Origin of the sequence: Klebsiella sp. 54 (assembly GCF_018223875.1) — a bacterium.
GTDB lineage: Bacteria > Pseudomonadota > Gammaproteobacteria > Enterobacterales > Enterobacteriaceae > Klebsiella > Klebsiella quasipneumoniae.
Genome location: NZ_JAGRRA010000002.1, coordinates 123,737 through 149,450, shown reverse-complemented (window position 1 = coordinate 149,450; position 25,714 = coordinate 123,737). Strand labels below are relative to the sequence as shown.

The following is a 25,714-nucleotide window of genomic DNA, read 5'->3' as shown; positions in this document are numbered from 1 at the left end:
GTAAAAGCTGGCTGAACGATTGTCAGCGCCTCTTTGTGTTATTGGCGGACAGGCTCTATACTTGCCCGCGTTGCGTTCCAAATAACCTTAGTAATTACAGGAGAATCAAATGGTTCTGGTCACTCGTCAAGCGCCGGATTTTACTGCAGCCGCTGTGCTGGGTAATGGTGAGATCGTTGAGAAATTCAATTTCAAACAGCACACCAACGGTAAACCTACCGTTCTGTTCTTCTGGCCGATGGACTTCACCTTCGTTTGCCCGTCTGAGCTGATCGCGTTCGACAAACGTTACGAAGAATTCCAGAAACGCGGCGTGGAAGTGGTTGGCGTTTCCTTCGACTCCGAGTTCGTGCACAACGCATGGCGTAATACCCCGGTAGACCAGGGCGGTATCGGCCCGGTTAAATACGCGATGGTTGCCGACATCAAACGTGAAATCCAGAAAGCTTACGGTATCGAGCATCCGGACGAAGGCGTAGCGCTGCGCGGCTCCTTCCTGATCGACGCCAACGGCGTGGTTCGCCACCAGGTGGTTAACGACCTGCCGCTGGGCCGTAACATCGACGAAATGCTGCGCATGGTTGACGCGCTGCAGTTCCACGAAGAGCACGGCGAAGTCTGCCCGGCGCAGTGGGAAAAAGGAAAAGAAGGTATGGCTGCCTCTCCGGAAGGCGTGGCAAAATACCTGACCGAAAACGTCTCCAGCCTGTAATCGGCACACGTTTTTATAAAAGGCCCGCTCAAGCGGGCCTTTTTTGTTAGCGGCGTCAAAATTTAAGAAAATGACCCGCTGATATTTGTGACCAGCAATACACTTCTGCTGAAAAATTTCGCTCTGCCTCTCATTTTTTCTCTGTCAAATTTCAGCGTTAAATCTCAACCACTTCATAACAGTCTGAAAAACAAATAAATTAATTATATGATTTTCAGCCAGCACTTTGCCGTCGATGTGATCGCCATCAATATTTAAAACCGCGGATGTGATCTCATCCATCATTTTTATCAATGTATTTGGTCATGATTTTACTCAGGAACAGGAATACGTTCAGGAGAAGAGAATGGATATTATTTTTGACCCGACGTTAATCGCCCTGAAGCAGAATATTTCCCATGCGGAGGAGGCCATCGAACTGGCGGGTTCATTACTCGCCAGGCGCCAGATTTGCAGCGCCGAATATGTCAACGAGATGCTGACAGTATACGAGGATTTTGGCGCCGCCATCGTGATAGATGACGGGATTGCCATGCCGCACGCCCGCCCGGAAAAAGGGGCATTGCAGACCGGATTTTCGCTTGTCACCACCGCCACACCAGTGACCTTCGGCCACGATGAGTTCGATCCGGTTACCGTCGTCATCGCGATCGCCGGCGCCGATGCTGACAGTCATATCAAAATGATCCAACTGATTGCCTCGCTGATCGAGTCAGATATCGTGACTTTTCTTCAGCAGGAAAATGACGTGAATTCAGTCTTACATTTCATCCAAAAACAAATGGAGTAGTCATTATGTTAGTTATCAGAACGGTTTGTGGTAACGGTATTGGCAGTTCATTGATGGCTGCGAATAATGTGAAGAAGATCTGTGAAGAATTAGGTATCAAAGCGGACGTCGCTTCGGTCGATTTTGCTAACGCCGTCGGGGAAAAAGCCGACCTTTACGTCACGATCAAAGAACTGGCAAATCAATTTCCGGCCCACTGTCATGTCGCCATTATTCGCAGCTACGTCCATAAAGCAAAAATCGCCGAGGATATTACCGACGCGCTGATGAAAATTGCTGCGACTCACTCTTAATCAGCATAGAGGGAACGACCATGCAGGCTATTCTTAGTTTCTTAACGGAAATATTCAGTCAACCCGCTTTTTTAATGGGGCTTATCGCCTTCGTTGGCTTAGTGGCGCTGCGCTCCCCCGGCAACAAACTCCTTACCGGCACATTAAAGCCGATTTTAGGCTATTTGATGCTGAGCGCTGGCGCAGGCGTTATCGTTGCCAATCTCAACCCGCTGGGCGGTATTATCGAAGCTGGATTTAATATCCGCGGCGTTATTCCTAACAATGAAGCCATTGTCTCCGTCGCCCAGAAAATGCTGGGCGTGGAAACCATGAGTATTTTGCTGTTGGGCTTTATTTTCAACCTGATCATAGCCCGCTGCACCAAATATAAATATATCTTTCTCACCGGCCATCATTCGTTCTTTCTCGCCTGCCTGTTCTCCGCCGTCCTGCAGGCGGCGGAGTTCCAGGGCTGGATGTTGATCCTGATCGGCGGATTCCTGTTGGGCTCATGGTCGGCCATTTCCCCGGCCATTGGCCAGCGTTACACCAGGCAGGTAACCGAAGACGGCGGGATCGCCATGGGCCATTTCGGCTCCCTGGGCTACTACCTCTCGGCGTGGATCGCCAGCCGGACCGGCAATCCGGCAAACTCCTTCGCCGATACCGAAATCTCAGAGAAATGGGGATTTCTGCGCGATACCACCGTCACCACCGGTATCGTGATGTTTGTTATCTACTTCATCTGCAGCGCTGTCGCCGGGTCGGCGTACCTGAGCACCATCACCGACCAGAATATGCTGATCTTCTCCGTGCTGACCGGTCTGCAGTTCGCCGTTGGCGTAGCCATTGTCTACAACGGCGTGCGGTTGATCCTCGGCGATCTGGTGCCGGCATTCCAGGGCATCAGCCAGAAACTGATCCCGGACTCCATCCCGGCCGTTGACTGCGCGGTGTTCTTCACCTTTAGCCCCACCGCGGTGGTGGTGGGATTCATCAGCTCCTTTGTGGGCGGTCTGGTCGGGATGCTCATGCTCGGCGGACTGGGCATGGCGCTGATTATTCCCGGCATGGTGCCGCACTTCTTCTGCGGCGGCACCTCCGGGGTCTTTGCCGACAAGCTGGGCGGTAAGCGCGGGTGTATCATCGCCGCCTTTATCGGCGGGATCTTCCTCGCCTTCCTGCCGGCGATGCTGCTGCCGGCGCTCGGCAACCTCGGGTTTGAAAACAGCACCTTCGCCGATTTCGACTTCGCAGTGTGGGGCATCATTATCGGTAACGCGTTCACCCAGTTTGGCCAGGTCACTATCTACCTGATTTGTCTGGCGCTGCTCGTCGCGCTGCTGGTGCCTTTCTGCTTCCGTCAGGTACGGGTAGTGGGCAACACGCTCAGCTATGAGGAGCTTACTGCCAAGCAGAAAAATGAATAAGCGAGGTCATTTTTCCCTGCGGGAAGGTCACGCTTCCCGCCGCTGACAAATAATCAGGAGTGGTTATGGCTATTTTGTCCATTGGATTTGCCTGTTTCGATCAGTTTTTCTTTCTCAATGAATGGCCCCAGGAGAATACCAAAAACTTTTGTCATGATTTTATAGAAAGCGGCGGCGGCCCGGCGGCCAATGCGGCCTGGCTGCTGGGATTATGGGGTGAGGAGGTCTATTACATCGGCCATCTGCATCAGGACCTTTACGGTCAGCGCATTATCGATGAGTTTGCCGAAGCGGGGGTGGATACCAGCCAGGTGGTTTTCTCCGATGACATGATCACCCCGCTGGCCTCGGTGCTGGTCAATCGCTTAACGGGTTCGCGAACGATTATTACCCGCAAGATGCAGACACCGCCTTCCCTGACCTACGATCAAAAGCTCAAACTGGACGACCTCGCCGAACGACTGATTGCCGCCGAGGAGCCGGTCACCATTTTAATTGACGGCCATGAGCCGGAAATCAGTGAATATTTAATTAAGAAACTGCCGAACGCCAGAGTCGTGATGGACGGCGGGTCACTGCGCGCCAGCAATATAAAACTCGCAGCCTGGACCGACTATTTTGTAGTGAGCGAACATTTTGCCCGCGATTATATGAGCTATCGCTCGCTGAGCACCGAAGCAGAAATTAAAGCGGCGCTGATTGAGCTGAATAAAATTTGCCGCGGTGAAGCATTTATTACCCTTGGCGAAAAAGGCTGCGCTTTTTTAAAAAGCGGTATGCTGCAGATCGTTCCTTCCTGGCTGTGCAATGCCGTTGATACCACCGGAGCCGGAGATGTATTTCACGGTGCCTTCACCTATGGCGTCCACTACTCATGGCACATAGATAATATTATTTTATTTGCCAGCCTGACCGCCGCCATTTCTATTGAGAAAAAAGGGGTACGGGAATCTATGCCGGACCTGGCGGTCGTCCACCACTCGTTAAATAACTACGAGAGAAACTTAAAGCAATATTTTGAAGAATAACTGCATTTAATAAATATCAAGAGGTGAATATGTTAGTGTCGATGAAGGACATGCTTCAGCATGCCCTGCGGGACGGCTACGCCGTCGGTCAGTTCAACATTAATAATCTGGAATGGGTCGGCGCCGTATTAAGCACCGCCCAGCAGTGCCGCTCACCGGTTATTTTGGGCGTGTCCGGCGGCACGGTTAAGCATATGCTCGGGTTAAAATGTATTCATGACATCGTAGTTAACGCCATGGAGTATTTGCATATTGATGTTCCGGTGGCGCTGCATCTGGATCATGGCACCTCCCGGGAGGCCTGCGAAGCGGCGATCGCCGCCGGCTTCAGTTCCATTATGTTTGATGGCTCGCATCTGCCGTTCAGGGAAAACCTGGCTATTACTCGCCATCTGGTGACGCTGGCGCACAGCAAAGGTATCTCCGTGGAGGCCGAACTGGGGACTATCGCCGGCAGTGAAGACGGCATTGTCAATTCCGAAGTCATCTACGCCGATCCGCAGGAGTGCTACACCCTGGTGACAGAAACCCAGGTGGATTGCCTCGCCGCCGCGCTGGGCTCCACCCATGGCCTGTATAAAGGCAAAGCCCGACTGGGATTTACCGAGATGAAAGCCATTGCCGAGCGGGTGAAGGTTCCGCTGGTGCTGCATGGCGGCACCGGTATTGCCGATGAGGATATGCGCCGGGCGATTGCCTGCGGCACCGCCAAGATTAACGTTAATACCGAAAATATGTACGCCTGGTGCCAGCAGGTGAAGGCGATCTTTGCTGCCGATACCGGGCACGATGTGAACGATCCGCGGAAAGTGATCGCCCAGGGACTGCAGCCAGTACGCGAAATGATTGCCCGCCGCATGGCGCTTTTTGGCTCACAGCAGCGCTATTGATGCGTGAAAGGTGGCTGAGACCATCCGCCCTTAGCAACCGGGGCGGAGGCGTCAGGCATCAGAAGGCAAAGCAGGAGCAACCCAGCACGCCCCAGAAGGCCTGCTCGTCGGAGACCGGGATCGACGATTTCCGCGCGATATCATGCTGATGGCCGTGGACACCGCAGCTACCGCAGCACTGGTGCATCTGGACTATGGCGCCAATTTTGGCCGCCGCTGGCGGAGCGGAACGGTAATGGCCCGGGACCTTCACCACCGGCGACCACTCCGGCAGCACCGGGATCGGCGGCGGCGCCAGCGGCGAGAAGTGACCGGCGGCGTACACCACTTTGCCATCAACCACCGTCAGCACCGACTCAATGCCTTTGATCTCCTCTTCCGCGACGCTGAAATAGTCCTTCGACAGCACCACCAGATCGGCAAGCTGACCGGCGGCCAGACGCCCCTTTTTACCCTGCTCGCTGGAGAACCAGGCGCTGCCCGCCGTCCACAGCTCCAGCGCGACATCGCGCGGCAGGCGGTTGTTGTCGTCATACATCGCCATCCCGCCAACGGTGCGCCCGGAGACCAGCCAGTACAGCGCGGTCCACGGATTATAGCTGGCGACGCGGGTGGCATCGGTCCCTAACCCTACCGGTACGTCCAGCTCCAGCATTTTCGCTACCGGCGGCGTATGTTTCACCGCCTCTTTGCCGTAGCGATCGACAAAATATTCGCCCTGGAAGGCCATCCGGTGCTGCACCGCAATGCCGCCCCCCAGCGCCTTCACCCGCTCAATGTTGCGCTCGGTAATGGTCTCGGCATGATCGAAGAACCAGTGCAGGCCATTAAACGGAATGTCACGGTTCACCTTCTCAAACACGTCCAGCATCCGGCTGATGGACTCGTCGTAGGTGGCATGCAGGCGGAACGGCCAGCGATGTTCAACCAGATGGCGCACCACCCGCTCCAGCTCATCTTCCATGCCTTGCGGCAAATCCGGCCGCGGCTGCAGGAAATCTTCAAAATCCGCCGCCGAAAACACCAGCATCTCGCCGGCGCCGTTGGCGCGATAGAAATCGGTTCCCTGCCCCGGCTTCAGCATATCGGTCCAGCGCTCGAAGTCCTCCAGCTCCTGCTTCGGTCGCTGGGTAAACAGGTTGTAGGCGATGCGCACGGTCATCTGATCTTTTGCGTGCAGCTGCTCGATAATTTCGTAATCTTCCGGGTAGTTCTGGAAACCGCCCCCGGCGTCGATGGCGCTGGTCAGCCCCAGTCGGTTCAGCTCGCGCATAAACTGACGGGTGGAGTTCACCTGCAGATCCAGCGGCAGCTTCGGCCCTTTGGCCAGGGTGGCGTAGAGGATCATGGCGTTTGGTTTGGCAATCAACATCCCGGTCGGGTTGCCGTGGCTATCGCGGACGATCTCTCCGCCAACCGGATCCGGCGTCTCTTTGCTATACCCCACGGCTTTCAGCGCCGCGCGGTTCAGCAGTGCGCGATCGTAGAGATGTAGCACAAACACTGGCGTATCGGGCGCCGCGTCGTTTAGCTCTTCCAGGGTCGGCATCCGTCGTTCGGCGAACTGGAATTCGCTCCAGCCGCCGACCACCCGCACCCACTGCGGCGACGGTGTGCGATCCGCCTGATCCTTAAGCATTCGCAGGGCATCGGCCAGAGAGGGCACGCCCTCCCAGCGGAGCTCAAGGTTGTAGTTCAACCCTCCGCGGATCAGATGCAGGTGAGAATCGTTGAGGCCCGGGATCACCGTATGCCCTTTGAGATCGACGATCTGCGTTCCCTCGGCGGCAAAGCTCATGATCCGATCGTGGCTTCCGGTGGCAACAATTTTTCCGTCGGCGATGGCCACGGCTTCCGCCAGCGGATTCGCACGATCGAGGGTATGAATCTGGCCGTGGGTCAGAATCAGTGTGGCAGTTTGCGACATAACACACTCCTTGGGGAGGCTGACTCAGTTTTTCTTCAACCAGCCAGCAAACAGGCGGGTCACGATGGGCATCCAGAACCAGACCACCAGCGCAACCACGCAGGCATCATTGATCAGGTGCAGCAGCAGGCTCCCCTTAAGCGACGGCAACAGCATGCCGGTCACCGTCGGCACCAGGTTGGTGCTGGGGAAAATCACCAGCAGGGTGATCAGAAACTGTTTCCAGCGCCGCGGCTGGCGCACATTCGCCACCGGCGGAGTAAACCAGAAGGCCGGTTCGGTCCGCACCTCCGTCCGATCGCCCTCCGTCAGCAGCGGGGCAATTTCCGCCACCAGCTGACGACGGGTTTCCGACTGCGTCCAGGCATAGAGATGCTCCAGGGTGTCGAAGCGGATAATCACGCTCCACAGATTCTGCCCTGCGGCGGGCCGGATCACATTCGCCCCGAGATGGCCGGGAAACTCAGCCGCGATGGGCATGATTTTGCCGAGCCACTCTTCGTAGCGCTGGCCGTGTTGCGGATCGAGCAGATGGCTGATGACCAGGGTCACCGATTTTTGCTGCGCCATAAAGATTCCTTGCTTCAGGGGAATGGCAGGATGATTCTCGCCATTAGCCATAGATGACCATACACAACGTCATTCATGCTGCGTCGAGGCGGCAAGCCGGCACGTCCCGGGAGCTGACATAAGTCAGTGACCGGGGCGGGCAAACCCAGCTAACAAAGAGGCAGCCTGAAGGGTGAAGTGTATTTAAGCTTTACGCTCTGGCGCGCCATGCACCATGGTATAAGCGTAATCCACGCCCATCCCGTAAGCGCCGCTGTGTTCGCGCACCAGGTCCATCACCGCATCGTAAGTCGCTTTGCGCGACCAGTCGCGCTGGTACTCCAGCAGCACCTGCTGCCAGGTCACCGGCACCGCGCCCGCCTGCACCATCCGGTCAATGGAGCGCTCATGGGCGTCGACAGAGGTACCGCCGGAGGTATCGGTGACCACATACACTTCGTAGCCCGCCTCCAGGGCCATCAGCGCCGGAAACGTCAGGCAAACTTCGGTCCACAGAGCGGAGATCACCAGCTTTTTACGGCCGGTCGCTTTCACCGCCGCAACGAAGGCATCGTCTTCCCAGGAGTTCATTGAAGTACGCTCAATCGGCTTGACGTCAGGATGCACGGCCAATAATTCCGGCCAAATATAACCGCTGAAGCTTTTGGTCTCTACGGAAGTGTAAATCACCGGTACATTAAAAATTTTGCCGGCTTTAGCCAGCGCCACGGTGTTATTTTTGAGGGTCTGGCGATCGATATTCGCCACGCCAAATGACATCTGTGGCTGATGATCAATAAAGATAAGGGCGGAATTAGTGGGATCGAGCAGTTCACGAATAGACATTAAATACCTTCTTAATCAATTAGTTAAAAAGATGACATGATGGTTAATGCGTCGTGTAGATCCTGACTGATAAAGCATGGTGAGTATAGCCAGTTATTTCTAACAAGTTATTAAAGTTTTTTTGTGGTTTATATTTTGTCAGCGGTTAGTATTTACTCATGCCAGCGTTCATCAAAATTTTACGGCAAACTGTTCTGATTTATTCACTGGCATTGATTATTGCGCTTAGGTACAACAAGGGGAAATTAATGAATGGAAACTCCTGATGCGCGTAAACTTTGATGTTCTGATGATCCTTGATGCGCTGGACCGACACGGATCCTTCGCCACCGCCGCAGAGTCGCTGTATAAAACCCCCGCCGCTCTGAGCTATATGATCCAGAAGCTGGAGAGCGATCTGGAGATCGTCTTGTTGGATCGTTCCGGCCATCGGGCAAAATTTACTGATACCGGGAGGCTGATGCTGGAGAAGGGGCGACAGCTTTTAAGCGCCGCCAGAGATCTGGAAAAGCAGGCCCAGCAGCTGAGCGCGGGCTGGGAGCGAGAGCTGGCGATCGCCCTCGACGCCTCGTTTCCCTTTTCGGCCCTGCTGCCGCTGATCGCCGAGTTCTACGCGCAAAACCCGCAGACCCGGCTGAACTTCAGTCATCACACCCTCGCCGGTTCATGGGAAGAGCTGACCCACCATGGCGCGGATATTATCCTCGGCGCCATCAATGAGCCGCCCACCTCTGCCGAGTGGTCATGGCAAACCCTCGGCGCGCTGGATAACATTTTCGTGGTCGCCCCGGCCCACCCGCTGGCCGGAGCGGAAACGCCGCTCAGCAATAAGCAGCTCAGCCAGCACCGGGCGGTGGTGATCCGCGACAGCGCCCGCTATTGCCATCCGCTGAACAGCAATCTGCTTGATGAACAGCCGCAAATCGGCGTCGATGATTTCGCCAGCAAAGTCGAACTGCTGTGCGCCGGGCTGGGCTGCGGCTTTCTGCCGCGTCATATCGCCCGCCCGTGGCTGGAAAAAGGCTGTCTGGTGGAGAAAAGCGTCGCCGGCTGGCGGGAAAAAGATATCACCTACATGGCCTGGCGCAGCGGGAATGACGGACTGGCTCAGCGCTGGTGGCGGGAGGCGCTCCTCTGCGACGACCTGCTGAGCCAGCTCTATCGTTAACGGCCTGACCAGACGCAGGCGGAGATAGCCGGGAGGGTCAGCACCCCGTCATGGAAGGCGCCAGCGCCTTCCTGCAGCGTCCAGCCCCCCACGTCCAACAGCGGCGAATCCTCGATAACCACTTCGCAGGCTTCGCCGCGGTTAATCGCCACCAGTACCCGCTGCTGTTTGTAGACGCGGACAAACACCACCACGTTATCCTCGGCGTAAATCACCTGGCAGCCGCCGTAGCGCAGCGCCTGGTGGGCTTTACGCAGTTTCGCCATTCGCTGATACAGCGCCAGCAGCTGGGTATCCTGCAGCGCCGGATCCCACGGGAACGGTTTGCGGCAGAACGGATCGTTATTACCATCTACGCCCACCTCATCGCCGTAGTAGATGCACGGTACCCCGGGCCAGCTGAACAGCCACACCACCGCCAGCGGCAGACGCGCTACGTCTTTGCCAAGGAGAGATTTAAAACGCGCCGTATCATGGCTGTCGAGCTGGTTGAACATCCGCAGCTGCTGCTGATGCGACAGCCCGGCGCGATAATTATCCATCCACGCCATACAGGTCTGGGCGTCTATCTTCTGCGGATCGTAAGAGATATCGGTATTGGCGAGGAATCCCCAGATCGGGAAGGTGAAGCCGCGGTAGTTCATTGCCGCATCTTCGGCATCCGCCTGCAGCCACTGGCGCGCGTCGCCAAAATGTTCGCCAAAGACAAAGGCTTCCGGCTGCGTTTGTTTCGCCGCCTGGGTGATGCCGGCGATATGCCGCAGGTTATTCCGCGCCCCGCCGCCTTCGCCGAGCATATGCACCACGTCCAGACGCCAGCCGTCCATACTCCACGGCGCCTTCAGCCAGTGGCGTACGATGCTGTCCTCGCCGGCATAGATCTCGTTGACCAGGCTGGTCGACCGATAGTCGAGCTTCGGCAGACTGGCATAGCCCAGCCAGTTGTGCGCCTGCCCCTCCCCGGAGAAGGTAAACCAGTCGCGCCACGGGGAGTCCGGATGGTGGCCGGCGCCGCCGCTGCCCTGCTGGTGGCGATCGAACCAGGGATGGGAATCGCCGGTATGGTTGAACACGCCGTCGAGGATCATGCGCATCCCCGCCCGCTGGGTGTTGTGGCGCAAGCGGAGCAGCGCCGCGTCGCCGCCAAACTGCGGATCGACGCGCCGATAATCCTCGGTGTCGTATTTATGCACGCTGGGGGCGGCGAAGACCGGGTTCAGATACAGGGCGGTGACGCCGAGCTGCTTCAGGTAAGGCAGTTTTTCGCTGATGCCGTCGAGATCCCCGCCGTAGAACGTCGACCCGCCCGCCTCGCCGGTAAGCGGTTCGTCCCACGCCTTGCGCACAATCTCCCGTCCCGCCGCGTGATGGTAATAGACCGCATCCTGTTCGGCGTCACGCGCAGCGCTGCGGGCAAAGCGATCGGGGAAAATCTGGTAGAAAACCTGATCGGCCACCCACTGCGGGCCGGCGTCCGGCAGGTCGACGGCGAACTGCTCCAGCCTGGCCGGCGGGAAACGGCTGAAGCCCTGCGGCGTAAACCAGCGCTGATGGTCGGCCCACAGTAGCTTAAAGCTGTAGCGGCGGCGCGGCTGACCGCTGGCGAGAGAGATTTCGCCGCGCCATGCCACCACACCCGGCCTCGGCGCCTGGCGGAGGCGCTGCATCGGCAGCGACAGCTCTTCGTTATCTTCTTCCGCGCGCAGCGTGATCCGCTGCGGCAGCGACTCACCGCTCAACCACAGGGTAATAAACAGTCGGTCCTGTTGCACCTTGATAAAGGGTGCAACCGGAAGGTGCCATGCCTTCAACATCGTGAATCCTCATTGTGCAGAATGGGCACACCTTGCCATAGCCGTCAGGCGCAGAACTCATCGTCACAGGATTTTTTGGGGGAGGATAACGGGGGAGGACGCGGGTCGGCAAGCCGCCCCGGTCGCGCGATGCAGACCGGGGCGATGTTGATTACTGTGCCTGCGCCAGGCGGCGCTCACGACGGGTCTTAAAGACCCAGCCCAGCAGCAGCAGTGCAATCCACGCCATACCGACGTACAGCGAGATGCGGGTGTCCGGATGATAGCCGATCAGGGCGATAATAAACGCCAGGAACAGCAGGCCGACAACCGTGGTTGCCACCCCACCGGGAACTTTGAATTTCAGGGCTTTGACCTCCTCCGGCGACAGACGGCGGCGGAAGGCAATCTGCGACAGCAGGATCATAATCCACACCCACACGGTGGCGAAGGTGGCCAGCGAGGCGATCACCAGGAAGACGTTTTCCGGCATGATGTAATTGAGGTATACCGCAAACAGCAGCGCAATGGTCATCACCATCACCGTCACCCACGGAATACCGCGACGCGAGGTTTTAGCGAACACCTTCGGCGCGCTCCCCTGCTCGGCCATGCCGTGCAGCATACGACCCACGCCGAACACGTCGGAATTAATCGCCGACAGCGAGGCCGTCAGGACCACGAAGTTAAGAATGCTGGCCGCGAAGGTAATGCCCAGATGCTGGAAGGTCAGGACAAAGGGGCTGCCGTCGGTACCCACCTGGTTCCACGGATAGATAGACATAATGACAAACAGCGTGCCGACATAGAACACCAGAATGCGCATCGGCACCGAGTTGATAGCGCGTGGAATGGATTTCTCCGGATCTTTCGCCTCACCGGCGGTAATACCGATGATTTCGATACCACCGTAGGCGAACATCACCATCTGCAGCGACATCACCATTCCCAGCCAACCGTTGCTGAAGAAGCCGCCGTTGCTCCAGAGGTTATGAATGCCCGTCGGCTGGCCGCCGTTGCCGATCCCCCAGATAATGATGCCGAACCCGGCGAGGATCATAATGATGATGGTGGCCACTTTGAAGAACGAGAACCAGAACTCCAGCTCGCCAAACACCTTGACGCTCATCAGGTTGACGGCGCAGATGATGAGCACCACGCTGAGCACCCAGATCCAGTGCGGCACCGTCGGGAACCAGACGCCCATGTAGATACCGAAGGCGGTGACGTCGGCGATGGCGACGATCAGGATTTCAAAGCAGTAGGTCCAGCCGGTGATATAGCCCGCCAGTCCGCCGAGGTTTTCCTGAGCATAGCGGGAGAATGAGCTGGCGGAAGGGTTATGCACCGACATCTCACCGAGCGCGCGCATAATGATATATGCCGCGACGCCGCCGATAATGTAGGCCAACAGTACGCTGGGTCCGGCCATTTTAATCGCGTCGGCTGAACCGTAAAAAAGCCCGGTGCCGATGGCGGAACCCAGGGCCATAAAGCGGATGTGCCGGGTGCTTAGCCCGCGCTTAAGCTTGTTACTACTTTCCATCGTGGTTTTTCAATGCCGTTTAACACAAAAAATAAAAAACCACGGAACCCGAAGTCCCGTGGTTAAACGCTTGTCCTCAACGCCGGTTAGTGCGCGCTGGAGGTCACCTGACGTCCGGCGGCACGGTCCCAGATCACCGCGAGGATTGCCATCACGGCGGTCGGCATCAGCCAGGCCAGACCTTGCTCCGCCAGCGGCAGACGCGCGGTCCAGGCCGGCAGGATAGCGGCAAACGCCGATGACTTAATCCCGTCAATGATACCAAACATCAGACTGATAAACATGGCCGGCGCGATAACACGTGACGAATTATGCCACCAACTGCGGGTAAAGCTTAATACAACCAGTGCGATACACGGCGGATAGATAGCGGTCAACACCGGAATCGACACCTGAATCAGGTGGCTCAGACCAAGGTTGGAGACCGCCATCGAGAACAGGCCGAGGATGAAGACCAGCGTGCGATAGGAGAACGGCAGATACTGGGCAAAGAACTCAGCGCAGGCGCAGGTCAGACCCACCGCCGTCACCAGGCAGGCGATGAAGATCAGCGCTGCCAGCAGGAAGCTACCCGCCCCGCCGAAGGTATGCTGCACGTAAGCGTGGAGGATTGCCGCGCCGTTAGCGGACTGGTCCACGAGGGTGGCGCTATCAGAGCCCAGACGGAACAGCGCCAGATACAGCAGGGTCAGACCGACGCCTGCCATCAGGCCCGCCCAGACGGTGTAGCGGGTCAACAAACGCGCTTCGCTGACGCCGCGGGAGCGTGCGGCATTGACAATCACGATCCCGAACACCATCGCGCCGAGGGTGTCCATGGTCAGGTAGCCGTTAACGAAGCCATTGGAGAATGGCGCGGTACGATACGCTTCCATCGCGTCGCTGATCGGGCCCGCCGGCCAGACAACCGCGGCGACCGCCAGCACAATCAGGGCGATAATTTTCAGCGGCGCAAGGAAATTTCCCACCGTATCCAGCAGTTTACCCGGATAGAGTGAGACCAGGATCACCAGCGCGAAGTAGATAACGCTGTAGATCAGCAGCGGCAACGGGCCGTCGCCGGTCAGCGGCGCAATCCCGACCTCAAAAGAGACGGTCGCGGTGCGCGGGGTCGCGAACAGCGGTCCTACCGCGAGATAACACACCACCGCCAGCAGGATACCCGCCACTTTACCAATCGGGGTGCTCAGGCTTTCAACGCCGCCGCCGACTTTCGCCAGCGCCACCACCGTCAGCACCGGCAGACCCACCGCAGTGATCAGGAAGCCGATCGCCGCCGTCCAGACGTGCTCGCCCGCCTGTAAGCCAACCATCGGAGGGAAAATAATATTGCCTGCGCCAACGAACAACGCGAAGGTCATAAAGCCCAACGCTATGATGTCGCGAGATTTTAACTGATGGGTCATAAATTCATTACTGCCTGTGGATGTGGTGTTGTAAAAAAATGGAAAAATACCGCGCTACCCTCTCAGGGACGATACAGCGGCGATTGCCGGTAAACTCAGCGAGATATGCTCCCGAAGCGGCGTGGGAAAGAATTGTTTTTGGTATTACCACGCAAAAGCAGTCTGTCATCGACTGCGCAGGCGCAATTTAAACGCTTATAACGTTTTAAAGCAAGGCACGATCGCAAAAGCAGATGATTATGCCAATTATCAGTTTAACACCAGAATCATTTACCATATTGATGGAAAACCCGTGGCTTATCATGCGAACAAAAAAGCAGCGCACGTTCATTAAATAGGCGAGGGGAAAATGACTGCCAATGAAAATGACCAGCCGAAGCTGGTCATTGGCAAGATAAGCTGACAGTGCGCCGCTCAGGTGTCGTTTCTGGCAATTAATCGTTCCGGGAGCAGGAAGCTAAAACGGGTTCCCTTGCCCACCGTACTCTCTATTTCCAGTCGGCTGTCATGATGGTTGACCGCGTGTTTGACAATCGCCAGCCCCAGGCCGCTCCCCCCCGTTTGCCGGGAGCGGGCTTTATCCACCCGATAGAAACGCTCGGTCAGACGGGGAATATGCTCCGGGGCAATGCCTGGCCCATTATCTTCGACGCTGAACAGCGCCCCCTGCGGCGTTCGCTGCCAGCTGACGCGAATTTCAGTGCCCGGCGGGGTGTGGTTCACCGCGTTATAAACCAGGTTAGAAATGGCGCTGCGCAGCTGCTCCTCGTTGCCCAGCACCTTGAGCTGCTCATCGACGGTAAAAAACAGCGTCTGCTTATCCTGGCTGAGAGTCTGCGCCTCGCGCTCCACCACCCGCAGCATCATCGGCACGTCGATGCGGTCATTCATCGCCAGCGCCGGCGCGGCTTCAATACGCGACAGCGTGAGCAGCTGCTTCACCAGCCCCTCCATACGCTGGGTTTGCTCACGCATGGTGTGCAGGGCCTTTTCACGGGTCGCCCCTTCCAGCACCTGCTCCTGCATCATCTCCAGATAGCCTTGCAGCACCGTCAGCGGGGTGCGCAGCTCATGGCTGACGTTAGCGAAGAAATTACGCCGCGCCCCTTCCAGTTGGTGCATCTGCGTCACGTCGCGCGCCACCATCAGCCACTGCTTGTCGCTGTAGGGCATCACGCGAATTTCCAGATGACGGGCATTATTCAGCACCAGATTGAGCGGTTTTGAAAAATCACGCTGTTTCAGGTAGGTGGCGAATTCAGGATAGCGCAGAAGGTTAAGAATGTTTTGCCCACTGTCGTCCGGCCAGCGCAGGTTTAAAATCTGCTGCGCCAGGCCATTACACCAGAAAATGGCCCCCTCCTCCGTGGTCAGGACCACCGCGTCCGGCAACGATTCCGCTCCACTGCGGAAGCGTTTAATCAGGCTTCCCAGCTCACGTCGACGCTTTTTATTACGCATCTGCATCTGGTGCAGACCATACAGCAGCGGCTCCCAGCTGCCGCGGCCGGGCGGAGGGGTCATGCTCCGGTCCACCCACAGCCACCACGACAGGCGCATCAAATTCCAGAAATGCCAGATCAGCAAACCGGTCACTGCCGCCAGTAAAAACCACGGCAAATGACCCACAAACGCCCCCAGAATCAGGGCCGGAATACACGCTAAAAAGAGCTCCAGCGCCAGCCTTTTCCATGACAGCCGTTCCAGCACGGGTCACACTCCTGTCAAAATTCAGAAACGGGCGGAGAAACGATACCCCGTGCCGCGAACCGTTTGCACCATCCGATCATGGCCACTGTGTTCCAGCGCTTTGCGCAGGCGACGAATATGGACGTCCACCGTGCGGTCTTCCACATAGACGTTGGTTCCCCAAACGTGGTTCAGCAGCTGCTCGCGGCTGTACACCCGCTCTGGATGGGTCATAAAGAAATGCAATAATTTAAATTCCGTTGGCCCCATGTCCAGCGGACTTTCGCCGGTCATCACCCGGTGCGATGAGGGATCGAGGCTCAGCCCCTGCATTTCAATCACCTCTTCCACCGCCATCGGCGAAATACGGCGCATCACCGCTTTGATTCTCGCCACCAGCTCCTTCGGTGAGAAAGGCTTGGTAATGTAGTCGTCCGCCCCGGTCTCCAGGCCGCGAACGCGATCCTCTTCTTCTCCGCGCGCGGTCAGCATCACCACCGGAATATCACGGGTCATCGCCTCGCGCTTGAGCAGCTTAATAAACTGCAGCCCCGAACCGCCCGGCAGCATCCAGTCAAGGAGAATCAAATCAGGCCAGGGTTCATTGAGTTGATTCACCGCGCTGTCATAATCTTCCGCTTCGACAGGCTGAAAGCCATTTTGCTCCAGAACAAAGCAGACCATTTCGCGGATTGGAGCTTCATCTTCAACGACCAGAATTCTTCTCGCCATTATTTACCCTGTGTTTTTTAGCCATCAGTATAGAAGTGCGGCGTCATTATGCGTCACTTTTGTGACAGATTTATGAAAAAAATGACCGTCTGATGATCGGGTATTTTGAAGCATGACGCGGACTTACCCCTCTCCGACAAATGGTATACTGCCGCTCATGCTTTTTTCGCTAGGGAAGATTTATGCGCATCCTTCACACCTCCGACTGGCACCTGGGCCAGAATTTTTACAGCAAAAGCCGTGCGGCCGAACATGACGCCTTCCTGAGCTGGCTGCTGGCCCGCGCGCAGGAGCATGAAGTCGACGCCATCATCGTGGCCGGCGATATTTTTGATACCGGATCGCCGCCGAGCTACGCTCGCGAACTGTATAACCGCTTTGTCGTCCAGTTGCAGCAGACCGGCTGTCGCCTGGTGGTGCTGGCGGGCAACCACGATTCGGTGGCAATGCTCAATGAATCCCGCGATATCCTCGCCTTTTTACACACCACCGTCGTGGCGAACGCCGGCTGCCCGCCCATTGAGCTGCCGCGGCGCGACGGCACCCCTGGGGCTATCTTCTGCCCGGTGCCGTTTTTACGCCCGCGCGAGCTGGTCATCAGCCAGGCCGGCCACTCCGGTCGGGAAAAACAGCAGCAGCTGCTGCACGCCATCAGCGACTATTATCAGGAACAGTATCAGCAGGCCTGCGCGCTGCGCGGCGATCGCCCGCTGCCCGTCATTGCCAGCGGCCATCTGACCACCGTCGGCGCCAGCAAAAGCGATGCCGTTCGCGACATTTATATCGGCACGCTGGATGCCTTCCCGGCGCAGCACTTCCCCCCTGCCGACTACATTGCGCTGGGCCATATTCACCGGGCGCAGGTGGTCGGCGGCTGCGAGCACATCCGCTACAGCGGCTCGCCGCTGCCGCTGAGCTTTGATGAAACCGGCAAAGCGAAATCGGTGCATCTGGTGAGCTTTAGCGATGGGCGACTCAGCGCCGTGGAAACCCTCGAGGTGCCCGTCACCCAGCCGCTGGCGGTCATCAAAGGCGATCTGGCCGCCATCACCGCCCAGCTGGAGCACTGGCGCGGCGTTGAACAGGACCCGCCGGTGTGGCTGGATATCGAAATCACCACCGAGGAGTACCTGCACGATATTCAGCGTCAAATTCAGGCGCTGACGGAGGATCTGCCGGTGGAAGTATTGCTGGTGCGCCGCAGCCGCGAGCAGCGCGAGAAAATACTGCTCAACGCCCAGCGGGAGACCCTCAGCGAACTGAAGGTGGAAGAGGTGTTCGAGCGCCGGCTGGCGCTGACCGAGATTGACGATGAGAAGCGCGCCCGGCTGCACGAGCTGTTCGCCCATACGCTGCATACGCTCACCGCGGAGGACGAAAACGCATGAAAATCCTCAGTCTGCGTCTGAAAAACCTCAACTCCCTGAAAGGGGAATGGAAGATAGACTTTACCGCCGAGCCGTTCGCCAGCAACGGCCTGTTCGCCATTACCGGCGCCACCGGCGCCGGGAAAACCACCCTGCTCGACGCCATTTGCCTGGCGCTCTATCATGAGACGCCGCGCCTGAATAAAGTCTCCCAGTCGCAAAACGACCTGATGACCCGCGATACCGCCGAGTGTCTGGCGGAGGTGGAGTTTGAAGTGAAGGGCATCGCCTACCGCGCCTTCTGGAGCCAGAACCGGGCGCGTAACCAGCCGGATGGCAATCTGCAGGCGCCCCGCGTAGAGCTGGCGCGCTGCGCCGACGGCAAAATCCTCGCCGATAAGGTCTCGGATAAGCTGGAGCAAACCGCGACGCTCACCGGCCTCGACTATGGCCGCTTCACCCGCTCGATGCTACTCTCCCAGGGACAATTTGCCGCCTTCCTGAACGCGAAGCCGAGCGATCGCGCGGAGCTGCTGGAGGAGCTGACAGGCACGGAAATCTACGGTCAGATTTCGGCGATGGTCTATGAGCAGCACAAAGCCGCTCGCCATACGCTGGAGAAGTTCGAAGCCCAGGCGGCGGGCATCGTCCTGCTGACGGAGGCCCAGCAGCAGGCGCTGCAGGAAAGTTTGCAGGTGCTTACTGACGAAGAGAAAGCCCTGCTGGCGCAGCAGCAAAACCAGCAGCGGCAGCTCCAGTGGCTAACGCGCCGCGACGAGCTGGCGCAGCAGCAGCAGCAGGCGGTCAGCGGCCAGCAGCAGGCCCGCCAGGCGCTGGCCGACGCCGCGCCGGCGCTGGCGAAGCTTGAGCTGGCCCAGCCCGTCGCCCAGCTGCGCCCCCTGTGGGAGCGCCATCAGGAGCACGCGGCAGGCCTGGAGCAAACCCGCCAGCGAATCAATGAAGTAAATGCTCGCTTACTTGCCAGCACGGCGCTGCGCGCGCGCATCCGCCGCAGCGCCCTGCACGCCCAGCAGCAGCGGCAGGCTGAACTGACCGATCTGGCGCAGTGGCTGGCGGCCCATGAGCGATTCCGCTTGTGGGGCCAGGAGATTGCCGGCTGGCGGGCGCAATTTTCGCAGCTAACGCGGGATAAACAGCAGCTGACGGCCCAGACCAGCCGCCTGGCCGCGCTGCGCGAGAAGCTGACCGCGCTGCCGGCCAGCCCTTTGTCGCTGAGCGCCGATGACGTTGCGGCGGCGATAGCGCAGCAAACCCAGTCGCGACCGCTGCGCCAGCGGCTGCTCTCCCTGCATGAACAGCATCAGCTGCTGCGCAAGCGTCTGCGCCAGAACGCCGAAAGCGTACAGCAGGCGCAGGCGGAGCAGGCAAAACTCAACGCTACCCTGGCGCAACGCCGGGCGCAGTACAAAGACAAAAACCAGCACTATCTCGACCTGAAAGCGCTCTGCCAGCGGGAAGAAACGATTAAAGATCTGGAAGATTACCGCGCCCGGCTTGAGGCGGGTAAGCCCTGCCCGCTGTGCGGCTCCTGTGAACATCCGGCGATTGAGCAATACGCCTCGCTAACAGTCACGGATAATCAGCGCCGCCGCGATGCGCTGGAAAAAGAGGTCGCCGCGCTAAAAGAAGAAGGTCTGCTGATCCTCGGGCAGGTCAACGCCCTGACGCAGCAGCTCCAGCGTGAGACCGAAGCGGCCGGGCGGCTCGCTGAGGAAGAGCAAGCGCTCACTAAAGCATGGCAGGAAACCTGCGCCTCTCTGCAGGTCACGCGGGATATTGCGCAAGAGATAAACGACTGGATCCAGGAGCAGGAGCGCTACGAGCAACAGCTCTACCAGCTCAGCCAGCGCCTGATGCTGCAAAGCCAGCTCAACGATCAGGAGGCGCTGGAGCGCCAGGCTCTGCAGCAGCTGACGGCCACGCGCCAGGGGCTGGAGAGCGCCCTGCAGGCCCTGACGCTGACCCTACCGGAAGAAGGGACAGAATCCGCCTGGCTGAACGCTCGCGAAAGCGAATTTTCCCAGTGGCAGGCGCAACAGACCCGGCATGGCGCCATTCAGGAGCAGATTGCCGCCCTGCAGCCGCTGCTCGAGACGCTGCCAGCCAGCGACGAGGCAGAGGCTGAAGCTGAAGCGGAACCGGCGATCCCCGACAACTGGCGCGCGATCCACGAAGAGTGCCTGGCGCTGCACAGCCAGCTTGTCGCCCAGCAGCAGCTGGAGACCGAAGAGAAGGCGCGCCTGGACCAGTCGCAGGCGCAATTTACCGCCGCCCTGGCCGCCAGCCGCTTTAACGATCGGCAGGCGTTCCTCGCCGCGCTGCTGGACGACGAGACCGCCCAGCGGCTAACGCAGTTAAAACAGACGCTGGAGCAGCAGCTTCAGCAGGCGACGGCGCTCTGCGAGCAGGCGACCCGGCAGCAGCAGGCGCACCTGGCGCTGCGTCCGCAAGGGACGGACGCGGACATCCCCGCCCTGCAAACTCAGCTGCACGACCTGGCCCAGCGGCTGCGGGACAACACCACCCGCCAGGGCGAGATCCGTCAGCAGCTCAGGCAGGACGCAGAGAGCCGTCAGCATCAGCAGGCGCTGGAGCGGCAGATTGCAGAGGCGGCGCAGCTGGCGGATGACTGGGGCTATCTCAACTCGCTGATCGGCTCCAGCACCGGCGATCGGTTCCGCAAATTCGCCCAGGGGCTGACGCTGGATAATCTGGTCTGGCTGGCAAACCAGCAGCTTAACCGCCTGCACGGGCGCTATCTGCTGCAGCGCAAAGCCAGCGAAGCGCTGGAGCTGGAGGTGGTCGATACCTGGCAGGCCGACGCCGTGCGCGACACCCGCACCCTCTCCGGCGGCGAAAGTTTCCTCGTCAGCCTGGCGCTGGCGCTGGCGCTGTCAGACCTGGTGAGCCATAAGACGCGGATTGACTCTCTGTTTCTTGATGAGGGCTTCGGCACCCTCGACAGCGAAACGCTGGACACGGCGCTGGACGCGCTGGATGCCCTCAACGCCAGCGGCAAGATTATCGGGGTGATCAGCCACGTGGAGGCGATGAAAGATCGCATTCCGGTGCAGATCAAAGTGAAAAAGATAAATGGCCTGGGCTACAGTCGGCTGGATAGAGCGTTTGCGGTGGAGTGAGGTCTGAGTCATTACGATGTTCCCTCACCCTAACCCTCTCCGGGGGGAGAGGGAACCGTCCGGCGCTGGTTTTCCGTTTCGTACGCTGTTGCGATTACCCCTCTCCCCGCAAGAGACCGGGGGTTCCTGCCACACCCCCAACCACCGACGCCGCCTTTCCCCCTCTCCCTCCGGGAGAGGGCCGGGGTGAGGGGGAGTGGTTCAGGTCCCCTGTAGCGGCCACAGCCATGCCGCGCCGCGTACTCCGCTGGAGTCGCCGTGCATCGCTTTACGGATCGGCGTTTCACACTCGCCGCCGAAGACCCACTGTTTCACCAGGTCCGGCACCGTCTGATACAGCCGCTCGACGTTGCTCATCCCGCCGCCGAGCACGATGACGTCCGGATCGAGGATGTTCACCACGTGGGCGAGCGATTTCGCCAGCCGCTGTTCATAGCGGCTCAGCGCCAGTTCAGCTTTTTCGTCACCTTCACCCACCAGGCGCATAATCTCGCTGCCGCTTAACCCCTTGCCGCTCAGCCGCTGATAGTCAGTGGCAAAGCCGGTGCCGGAGATAAAGGTTTCGATACACCCCTGTTTACCGCAGTAGCAAGGCACTTCCGCACGGTAGCGCAGCTCATCGTCGTTCATCCACGGCAATGGGTTATGTCCCCACTCGCCGGCGTTACCGTTGCCGCCGATATGCGCCCGCCCGTTGAGCGCTACGCCCGCGCCGCAGCCGGTGCCGATAATCACCGCGAACACCGTTTGCGCCCCCGCCGCCGCGCCGTCCACCGCTTCCGACACCGCCAGACAGTTGGCGTCGTTAGCCAGCCGGACTTCGCGGTCAAGGCGCAGGCTGAGGTCCTTGTCAAAGGGCTGGCCGTTGAGCCAGGTCGAGTTGGCGTTTTTCACTACCCCGGTATAGGGCGAAATCGAGCCCGGGATCCCCATCCCCACGGTGCCACGCTGTCCGGTCGCCTGCTCGGCCATCGCCACCAGGGTAGCGATAGTCTCGATGGTTTGCCGGTAATCCTCCCGCGGCGTGGGTAACCGATGGCGAAACAACTGCTCTCCCTGGTCGCTCAGGGCTATCACTTCGGTTTTTGTACCACCTAAATCAATACCAATACGCACGCTCAGCTCCTCACCCCGATTAACAATGCAAGCATAGCGACAATTCGCTATCATGCCCGCCTGATTTAACGACAAAGCCGTGGAAATTATCATGCTGTGGTTCAAAAATTTAATGGTTTACCGTCTCAGCCGCGATATCGAATTGCGCGCCGAGGAGATGGAAAAACAGCTGGCCGAGCTGACATTTACCCCTTGTGGCAGCCAGGATATGGCGAAAACCGGTTGGGTATCGCCGATGGGATCGCACAGCGACGCGCTGACGCATACGGCGAACGGCCAGATCATTATCTGCGCGCGTAAAGAAGAAAAGATCCTGCCGTCGCCGGTGATCAAGCAGGCGCTGGAGGCGAAGATCCAGAAGCTCGAAGCCGATCAGGGGCGCAAGCTGAAGAAGACTGAGAAAGATTCCCTGAAAGATGAAGTGCTGCACTCGCTGCTGCCGCGCGCCTTCAGCCGCTTCAGCCAGACGATGATGTGGATCGACACCGTCAACGGCCTGATCATGGTGGACTGCGCCAGCGCGAAAAAAGCGGAAGATACCCTGGCCCTGCTGCGTAAAACCCTCGGCTCGCTGCCGGTGGTGCCGCTGACCCTGGAGAATCCGATCGAGCTGACGCTGACCGAGTGGGTCCGCTCCGGCACCGTAGCGCAGGGCTTCCAGCTGCTGGACGAAGCCGAGCTGAAAGCGATGCTGGAAGATGGCGGCGTGATCCGCGCCAAGAAGCAGGATCTGGTCAGCGACGAAATCGCTGTGCACATTGAGGCCGGGAAGGTCGTCACCAAGCTGGCGCTGGACTGGCAGCAGCGTATTCAGTTTGTGATCTGCGACGACGCGTCAATTAAGCGCCTCAAGTTCTGCGATGAATTACGCGACCAAAACGAAGATATCGATCGGGAAGATTTCGCCCAGCGCTTTGACGCCGACTTTATCTTAATGACCGGCGAACTGGCTGCCCTGATCCAAAGCCTGGTGGAAGGGCTCGGCGGCGAAGCGCAGCGCTAAGCGCCGCTTTCTTTCCTGCCTGACAGGAAAAAAATACAACCCGGCGGCAAGCGCCGGGCGTTACGCTGACTTACAGATAGCGGCACAGATAGGAGGTTGGCTCAGCCACCTGCAGATGGAATTCGCTGTTGCCTGGCACATTGAAGGCTTCGCCGGCGGCGTATACTTTCCACTCAGTCTCACCCGGCAGCAGGACATTCAGCGCCCCGCTGACCACCGTCATCTCTTCCGGCTGCGCCGTACCAAAGGTGTATTCTCCTTCCGCCATCACGCCAACGCTGGCGCGACCGGTACTGCTGCTGGTGAAGCCAATGGATTTCACTTTTCCGTCAAAGTATTCATTGCTTTGAAGCATAAACAAGCCCTTCTGATCGTCGTTGAAAGGCTCAATATAGGGGGCGCTCCTTGCCCCTGTCACGTGAAATTAACACATTAGACTAATAGTTCTGCCGCCAGTCGGGAAACCAGCACATTCGACAGCAAAACCGGGACATCAAGGGCTTTTTGTAACACATCGCGATGATGCTGATAGTAACCGAGACAGTCGAGGACCAGCACGTCGGCCCCCTGCTCCAGCAGCGCTTTACCGGCGGTTAACAGCTCACTGTCGCTACCGGTAAACGGGTTGGCCAACGCGTAGTACGGTGACTTCTCCAGTGAATGCCACTTTTGTCGCTGCATGGGCATGATCTCTTCCACCGGCACGATCACCCCGACCTGGTGCCCATCGACGATCGACGCCACAAGCGGCGGAATGATCCGCTGCGGCTCGAGGAGGATCGCGTGGTGGGTGGTAAAACCGGTCAGCTGTTCGGAGCTGAGCAGCAGGATCACATCAAAATGCTGTCGATCCAGCATGGCGATCACGCTGCGAACATCACGTTCAATTTTTTGTCGCGACACCATCACCAGCTGGTTATCGCTGAGCAAGGTCAACAGACCCTGTTCGCCGTCACCCACGGCGTACTCTGCCATCACGTCGTCACGCGTCATCTCGCCCAGCAGGCTGATGTGAGCGATCTGTTCTTCCCTGATATGTTCGGTCAGGAGCGGTAATACTCCCGCCAGCGGCACAACGCCGATGGTCAAAATTGCCATCGTTGCACTACTCATATCATGTACCTTTTCACTACCACTGCTTCAACACAGGCTTACCACACACAGCATTCGCCCCCCTGGTGAGTAAAAATCAACCGTCGAGAAGCGTAGCAGCTCCACGCCGCGGTTGAATGTAAAGATTACCGGGCGGCGGCGGCGTGCCTGAAAAATCCGTGTGTTAGAAATTCATTAGTACGACTGATAAATAAAAAATGTGAGATACGCCCGATATTGCCCGCAGGACAGGCAATCCGGGCTCAGGGGTTAAGACTTGTCGGGATCTTCATAACGCCGCTTGGCATCCACGGCTTCCTGCTCGGTAGGATGTTCGCTGATTAGCGAATCGGGCTCAGGATAGTCCGCGCGGAGTTGATACCAGGTCACCGTCTGACCCTGAGGACCTTTCTCTACCGCAACCACGCGCGCTTCTCTCGGATATGGGGGTCTGTTTGGCATAGTTCTTCCTTCTTCCGGTATCAGAACTATCAAGTATAGGCGCCCCTCGCCGCCTTAATGTAAGTAAATTCTTAACTTACCGGAGCTGCCGTCGCGCCGCACAGCATGGTCATAATTTGCTCCACCACCCGATCTGGGGAGGCTGTAGCATCGACAATATGATGGGCAGCATCACGGTATAACGCTTCACGCTGCGCCAGCACCTCGCCCACTTCCTCACGCACCGGTTTCCCGGTGAGCGTCGGCCGTTGTTCGGCTTTCGGGTAGGCTTCCAGACGGTCAATCAGCGCCGACACCGACGCCTGAAGATAAATCACCACGCCGTTCTCCCGCATAAACTGACGGTTACATTCCGCGAGGATGATGCCGCCGCCGGTGGCGATCACCGTATTCGGCAGGGTCACGGCCTTCAGCGACAGGGTCTCCAGCTCGCGAAAGCGCGCCCACCCTTCCGCCTGCACGATCTCCGCCACCGTCCGCTGCTCATGGGCCTGCAGCCGATGATCGGTATCGGAGAACTGAAAATGTCGCGCTCGCGCCAGCGCATGGCCGACGGTGGTTTTACCGCAGCCGCGTGGCCCGATGAGAAAGATTGGCTGTGTCATAACCGAAGACCCCCTGGTTCCGTCTGTCGCAAAAAAAGGAAAACGAAAGAACGTATTATCGCTGTCTGTTCCGCAACGTAGTCGTAAATAAAACGTTACACAACTTCTTTACACCCCATCACCGCAG

24 protein-coding genes are annotated in these 25,714 nt (G+C 58.3%); 10 read left to right on the top strand and 14 right to left on the bottom strand.

Annotated elements, in window-relative coordinates:
• The first annotated feature begins 109 nt into the window (after nucleotides 1-109).
• A complete protein-coding gene (locus KHQ24_RS02400; protein ID WP_004178733.1) occupies nucleotides 110-712 on the top strand; it encodes a peroxiredoxin in 603 nt (200 codons plus the stop codon).
• 144 nt (nucleotides 713-856) lie between these two features.
• Here KHQ24_RS02400 and KHQ24_RS02395 read toward each other — a convergent pair whose 3' ends face one another.
• The gene (locus KHQ24_RS02395; protein WP_032446996.1) at nucleotides 857-1,003 is read right to left on the bottom strand and encodes a hypothetical protein; all 147 of its coding nucleotides are present in this window, start codon (nucleotides 1,001-1,003) and stop codon (nucleotides 857-859) included.
• 55 nt (nucleotides 1,004-1,058) lie between these two features.
• Between KHQ24_RS02395 and KHQ24_RS02390 the strand changes: the two genes are divergently transcribed.
• The 5 genes from KHQ24_RS02390 (at nucleotide 1,059) to fba (ending at nucleotide 5,125) form a co-directional block, all read left to right on the top strand.
• A complete protein-coding gene (locus KHQ24_RS02390; RefSeq protein ID WP_004204845.1) occupies nucleotides 1,059-1,502 on the top strand; it encodes a PTS sugar transporter subunit IIA in 444 nt (147 codons plus the stop codon).
• 5 nt (nucleotides 1,503-1,507) lie between these two features.
• On the top strand, nucleotides 1,508-1,795 hold the full coding sequence (locus KHQ24_RS02385; protein ID WP_017898931.1) for a PTS sugar transporter subunit IIB: 288 nt from the start codon (nucleotides 1,508-1,510) through the stop codon (nucleotides 1,793-1,795).
• A 20-nt stretch (nucleotides 1,796-1,815) separates the two neighbouring features.
• Nucleotides 1,816-3,207, top strand: coding sequence for a PTS ascorbate transporter subunit IIC (locus KHQ24_RS02380; RefSeq protein WP_004204848.1), 1,392 nt, complete (start codon nucleotides 1,816-1,818; stop codon nucleotides 3,205-3,207).
• A gap of 65 nt (nucleotides 3,208-3,272) precedes the next feature.
• Nucleotides 3,273-4,235, top strand: coding sequence for a carbohydrate kinase family protein (locus tag KHQ24_RS02375; protein WP_004204849.1), 963 nt, complete (start codon nucleotides 3,273-3,275; stop codon nucleotides 4,233-4,235).
• A gap of 35 nt (nucleotides 4,236-4,270) precedes the next feature.
• On the top strand, nucleotides 4,271-5,125 hold the full coding sequence (gene fba, locus KHQ24_RS02370) for a class II fructose-1,6-bisphosphate aldolase (RefSeq protein ID WP_074423857.1): 855 nt from the start codon (nucleotides 4,271-4,273) through the stop codon (nucleotides 5,123-5,125).
• Nucleotides 5,126-5,183: 58 nt separating this feature from the next.
• Here the strand turns inward: fba and KHQ24_RS02365 are convergent, their stop codons facing one another.
• From KHQ24_RS02365 to KHQ24_RS02355, 3 genes are all read right to left on the bottom strand, one after another.
• Nucleotides 5,184-7,052, bottom strand: a complete 1,869-nt coding sequence (locus KHQ24_RS02365) for an amidohydrolase (RefSeq protein ID WP_017898933.1) — start codon at nucleotides 7,050-7,052, stop codon at nucleotides 5,184-5,186.
• A gap of 24 nt (nucleotides 7,053-7,076) precedes the next feature.
• Nucleotides 7,077-7,622 carry an antibiotic biosynthesis monooxygenase gene (locus KHQ24_RS02360; RefSeq protein ID WP_004204853.1) on the bottom strand — a complete coding sequence of 182 codons (546 nt, stop codon included), beginning with the start codon at nucleotides 7,620-7,622 and terminating at the stop codon, nucleotides 7,077-7,079.
• Between the two features lie 183 nt (nucleotides 7,623-7,805).
• On the bottom strand, nucleotides 7,806-8,447 hold the full coding sequence (locus KHQ24_RS02355) for a hydrolase (RefSeq protein WP_002890357.1): 642 nt from the start codon (nucleotides 8,445-8,447) through the stop codon (nucleotides 7,806-7,808).
• Nucleotides 8,448-8,712: 265 nt separating this feature from the next.
• On the opposite strand from KHQ24_RS02355, the gene KHQ24_RS02350 reads away from it, so the two are divergent.
• Nucleotides 8,713-9,615, top strand: coding sequence for a LysR substrate-binding domain-containing protein (locus KHQ24_RS02350; protein WP_182948125.1), 903 nt, complete (start codon nucleotides 8,713-8,715; stop codon nucleotides 9,613-9,615).
• On the opposite strand, the gene malZ is transcribed toward KHQ24_RS02350, so the two are convergent.
• From malZ to phoB, 5 genes are all read right to left on the bottom strand, one after another.
• A complete protein-coding gene (gene malZ / locus KHQ24_RS02345; protein ID WP_064150611.1) occupies nucleotides 9,612-11,429 on the bottom strand; it encodes a maltodextrin glucosidase in 1,818 nt (605 codons plus the stop codon). The genes KHQ24_RS02350 and malZ overlap by 4 nt on opposite strands.
• Before the next feature lie 151 nt (nucleotides 11,430-11,580).
• Nucleotides 11,581-12,954 (bottom strand): proline-specific permease ProY, encoded by a 1,374-nt coding sequence (gene proY / locus KHQ24_RS02340; RefSeq protein ID WP_004204857.1) that lies wholly within the window; start codon nucleotides 12,952-12,954, stop codon nucleotides 11,581-11,583.
• A gap of 86 nt (nucleotides 12,955-13,040) precedes the next feature.
• Nucleotides 13,041-14,360: a branched-chain amino acid transporter carrier protein BrnQ gene (brnQ, locus tag KHQ24_RS02335; protein WP_004204859.1), complete on the bottom strand. Its 1,320-nt coding sequence runs from the start codon at nucleotides 14,358-14,360 to the stop codon at nucleotides 13,041-13,043.
• 414 nt (nucleotides 14,361-14,774) lie between these two features.
• Complete coding sequence (phoR, locus tag KHQ24_RS02330) at nucleotides 14,775-16,070, bottom strand: phosphate regulon sensor histidine kinase PhoR (protein ID WP_017898936.1); 1,296 nt, start codon at nucleotides 16,068-16,070, stop codon at nucleotides 14,775-14,777.
• A gap of 21 nt (nucleotides 16,071-16,091) precedes the next feature.
• Nucleotides 16,092-16,781, bottom strand: a complete 690-nt coding sequence (phoB, locus tag KHQ24_RS02325) for a phosphate response regulator transcription factor PhoB (protein ID WP_004204861.1) — start codon at nucleotides 16,779-16,781, stop codon at nucleotides 16,092-16,094.
• 182 nt (nucleotides 16,782-16,963) lie between these two features.
• Here phoB and sbcD point away from each other — a divergent pair, with 182 nt between their 5' ends.
• Nucleotides 16,964-18,169, top strand: coding sequence for an exonuclease subunit SbcD (gene sbcD, locus KHQ24_RS02320; protein WP_053810712.1), 1,206 nt, complete (start codon nucleotides 16,964-16,966; stop codon nucleotides 18,167-18,169).
• Entirely contained in the window at nucleotides 18,166-21,309 is a 3,144-nt protein-coding gene (gene sbcC, locus KHQ24_RS02315; RefSeq protein WP_211777111.1) for an exonuclease subunit SbcC, read from the top strand. The genes sbcD and sbcC overlap by 4 nt, the downstream gene beginning before the upstream one ends.
• 201 nt (nucleotides 21,310-21,510) lie before the next feature.
• Here the strand turns inward: sbcC and mak are convergent, their stop codons facing one another.
• A complete protein-coding gene (gene mak / locus KHQ24_RS02310; protein WP_004204864.1) occupies nucleotides 21,511-22,425 on the bottom strand; it encodes a fructokinase in 915 nt (304 codons plus the stop codon).
• 91 nt (nucleotides 22,426-22,516) lie between these two features.
• Between mak and rdgC the strand changes: the two genes are divergently transcribed.
• Nucleotides 22,517-23,428, top strand: coding sequence for a recombination-associated protein RdgC (rdgC, locus tag KHQ24_RS02305; protein WP_002890285.1), 912 nt, complete (start codon nucleotides 22,517-22,519; stop codon nucleotides 23,426-23,428).
• A gap of 70 nt (nucleotides 23,429-23,498) precedes the next feature.
• On the opposite strand, the gene ppnP is transcribed toward rdgC, so the two are convergent.
• The 4 genes from ppnP to aroL all read right to left on the bottom strand — a co-directional run bounded on the left by ppnP (nucleotide 23,499) and on the right by aroL (nucleotide 25,587).
• Complete coding sequence (gene ppnP / locus KHQ24_RS02300) at nucleotides 23,499-23,783, bottom strand: pyrimidine/purine nucleoside phosphorylase (protein WP_004204865.1); 285 nt, start codon at nucleotides 23,781-23,783, stop codon at nucleotides 23,499-23,501.
• A gap of 77 nt (nucleotides 23,784-23,860) precedes the next feature.
• Nucleotides 23,861-24,541, bottom strand: coding sequence for an AroM family protein (locus KHQ24_RS02295; RefSeq protein ID WP_072096489.1), 681 nt, complete (start codon nucleotides 24,539-24,541; stop codon nucleotides 23,861-23,863).
• Between the two features lie 249 nt (nucleotides 24,542-24,790).
• On the bottom strand, nucleotides 24,791-24,982 hold the full coding sequence (locus KHQ24_RS02290) for a YaiA family protein (protein WP_002890278.1): 192 nt from the start codon (nucleotides 24,980-24,982) through the stop codon (nucleotides 24,791-24,793).
• 71 nt (nucleotides 24,983-25,053) lie between these two features.
• Nucleotides 25,054-25,587, bottom strand: coding sequence for a shikimate kinase AroL (aroL, locus tag KHQ24_RS02285; RefSeq protein WP_023319827.1), 534 nt, complete (start codon nucleotides 25,585-25,587; stop codon nucleotides 25,054-25,056).
• Nucleotides 25,588-25,714: the final 127 nt, after the last annotated feature.

Coding starts and splice junctions, on each gene's coding strand:
- KHQ24_RS02400 (WP_004178733.1), top strand. CDS start 110: ATGGTTCTGGTCACTCGTCAAGCGCCGGATTTTACTGCAGCCGCTGTG.
- KHQ24_RS02390 (WP_004204845.1), top strand. CDS start 1,059: ATGGATATTATTTTTGACCCGACGTTAATCGCCCTGAAGCAGAATATT.
- KHQ24_RS02385 (WP_017898931.1), top strand. CDS start 1,508: ATGTTAGTTATCAGAACGGTTTGTGGTAACGGTATTGGCAGTTCATTG.
- KHQ24_RS02380 (WP_004204848.1), top strand. CDS start 1,816: ATGCAGGCTATTCTTAGTTTCTTAACGGAAATATTCAGTCAACCCGCT.
- KHQ24_RS02375 (WP_004204849.1), top strand. CDS start 3,273: ATGGCTATTTTGTCCATTGGATTTGCCTGTTTCGATCAGTTTTTCTTT.
- KHQ24_RS02365 (WP_017898933.1), bottom strand. CDS start 7,052: ATGTCGCAAACTGCCACACTGATTCTGACCCACGGCCAGATTCATACC.
- KHQ24_RS02360 (WP_004204853.1), bottom strand. CDS start 7,622: ATGGCGCAGCAAAAATCGGTGACCCTGGTCATCAGCCATCTGCTCGAT.
- KHQ24_RS02355 (WP_002890357.1), bottom strand. CDS start 8,447: ATGTCTATTCGTGAACTGCTCGATCCCACTAATTCCGCCCTTATCTTT.
- KHQ24_RS02350 (WP_182948125.1), top strand. CDS start 8,713: ATGCGCGTAAACTTTGATGTTCTGATGATCCTTGATGCGCTGGACCGA.
- malZ (WP_064150611.1), bottom strand. CDS start 11,429: ATGTTGAAGGCATGGCACCTTCCGGTTGCACCCTTTATCAAGGTGCAA.
- proY (WP_004204857.1), bottom strand. CDS start 12,954: ATGGAAAGTAGTAACAAGCTTAAGCGCGGGCTAAGCACCCGGCACATC.
- brnQ (WP_004204859.1), bottom strand. CDS start 14,360: ATGACCCATCAGTTAAAATCTCGCGACATCATAGCGTTGGGCTTTATG.
- phoB (WP_004204861.1), bottom strand. CDS start 16,781: ATGGCGAGAAGAATTCTGGTCGTTGAAGATGAAGCTCCAATCCGCGAA.
- sbcD (WP_053810712.1), top strand. CDS start 16,964: ATGCGCATCCTTCACACCTCCGACTGGCACCTGGGCCAGAATTTTTAC.
- sbcC (WP_211777111.1), top strand. CDS start 18,166: ATGAAAATCCTCAGTCTGCGTCTGAAAAACCTCAACTCCCTGAAAGGG.
- rdgC (WP_002890285.1), top strand. CDS start 22,517: ATGCTGTGGTTCAAAAATTTAATGGTTTACCGTCTCAGCCGCGATATC.
- ppnP (WP_004204865.1), bottom strand. CDS start 23,783: ATGCTTCAAAGCAATGAATACTTTGACGGAAAAGTGAAATCCATTGGC.
- KHQ24_RS02295 (WP_072096489.1), bottom strand. CDS start 24,541: ATGAGTAGTGCAACGATGGCAATTTTGACCATCGGCGTTGTGCCGCTG.
- KHQ24_RS02290 (WP_002890278.1), bottom strand. CDS start 24,982: ATGCCAAACAGACCCCCATATCCGAGAGAAGCGCGCGTGGTTGCGGTA.
- aroL (WP_023319827.1), bottom strand. CDS start 25,587: ATGACACAGCCAATCTTTCTCATCGGGCCACGCGGCTGCGGTAAAACC.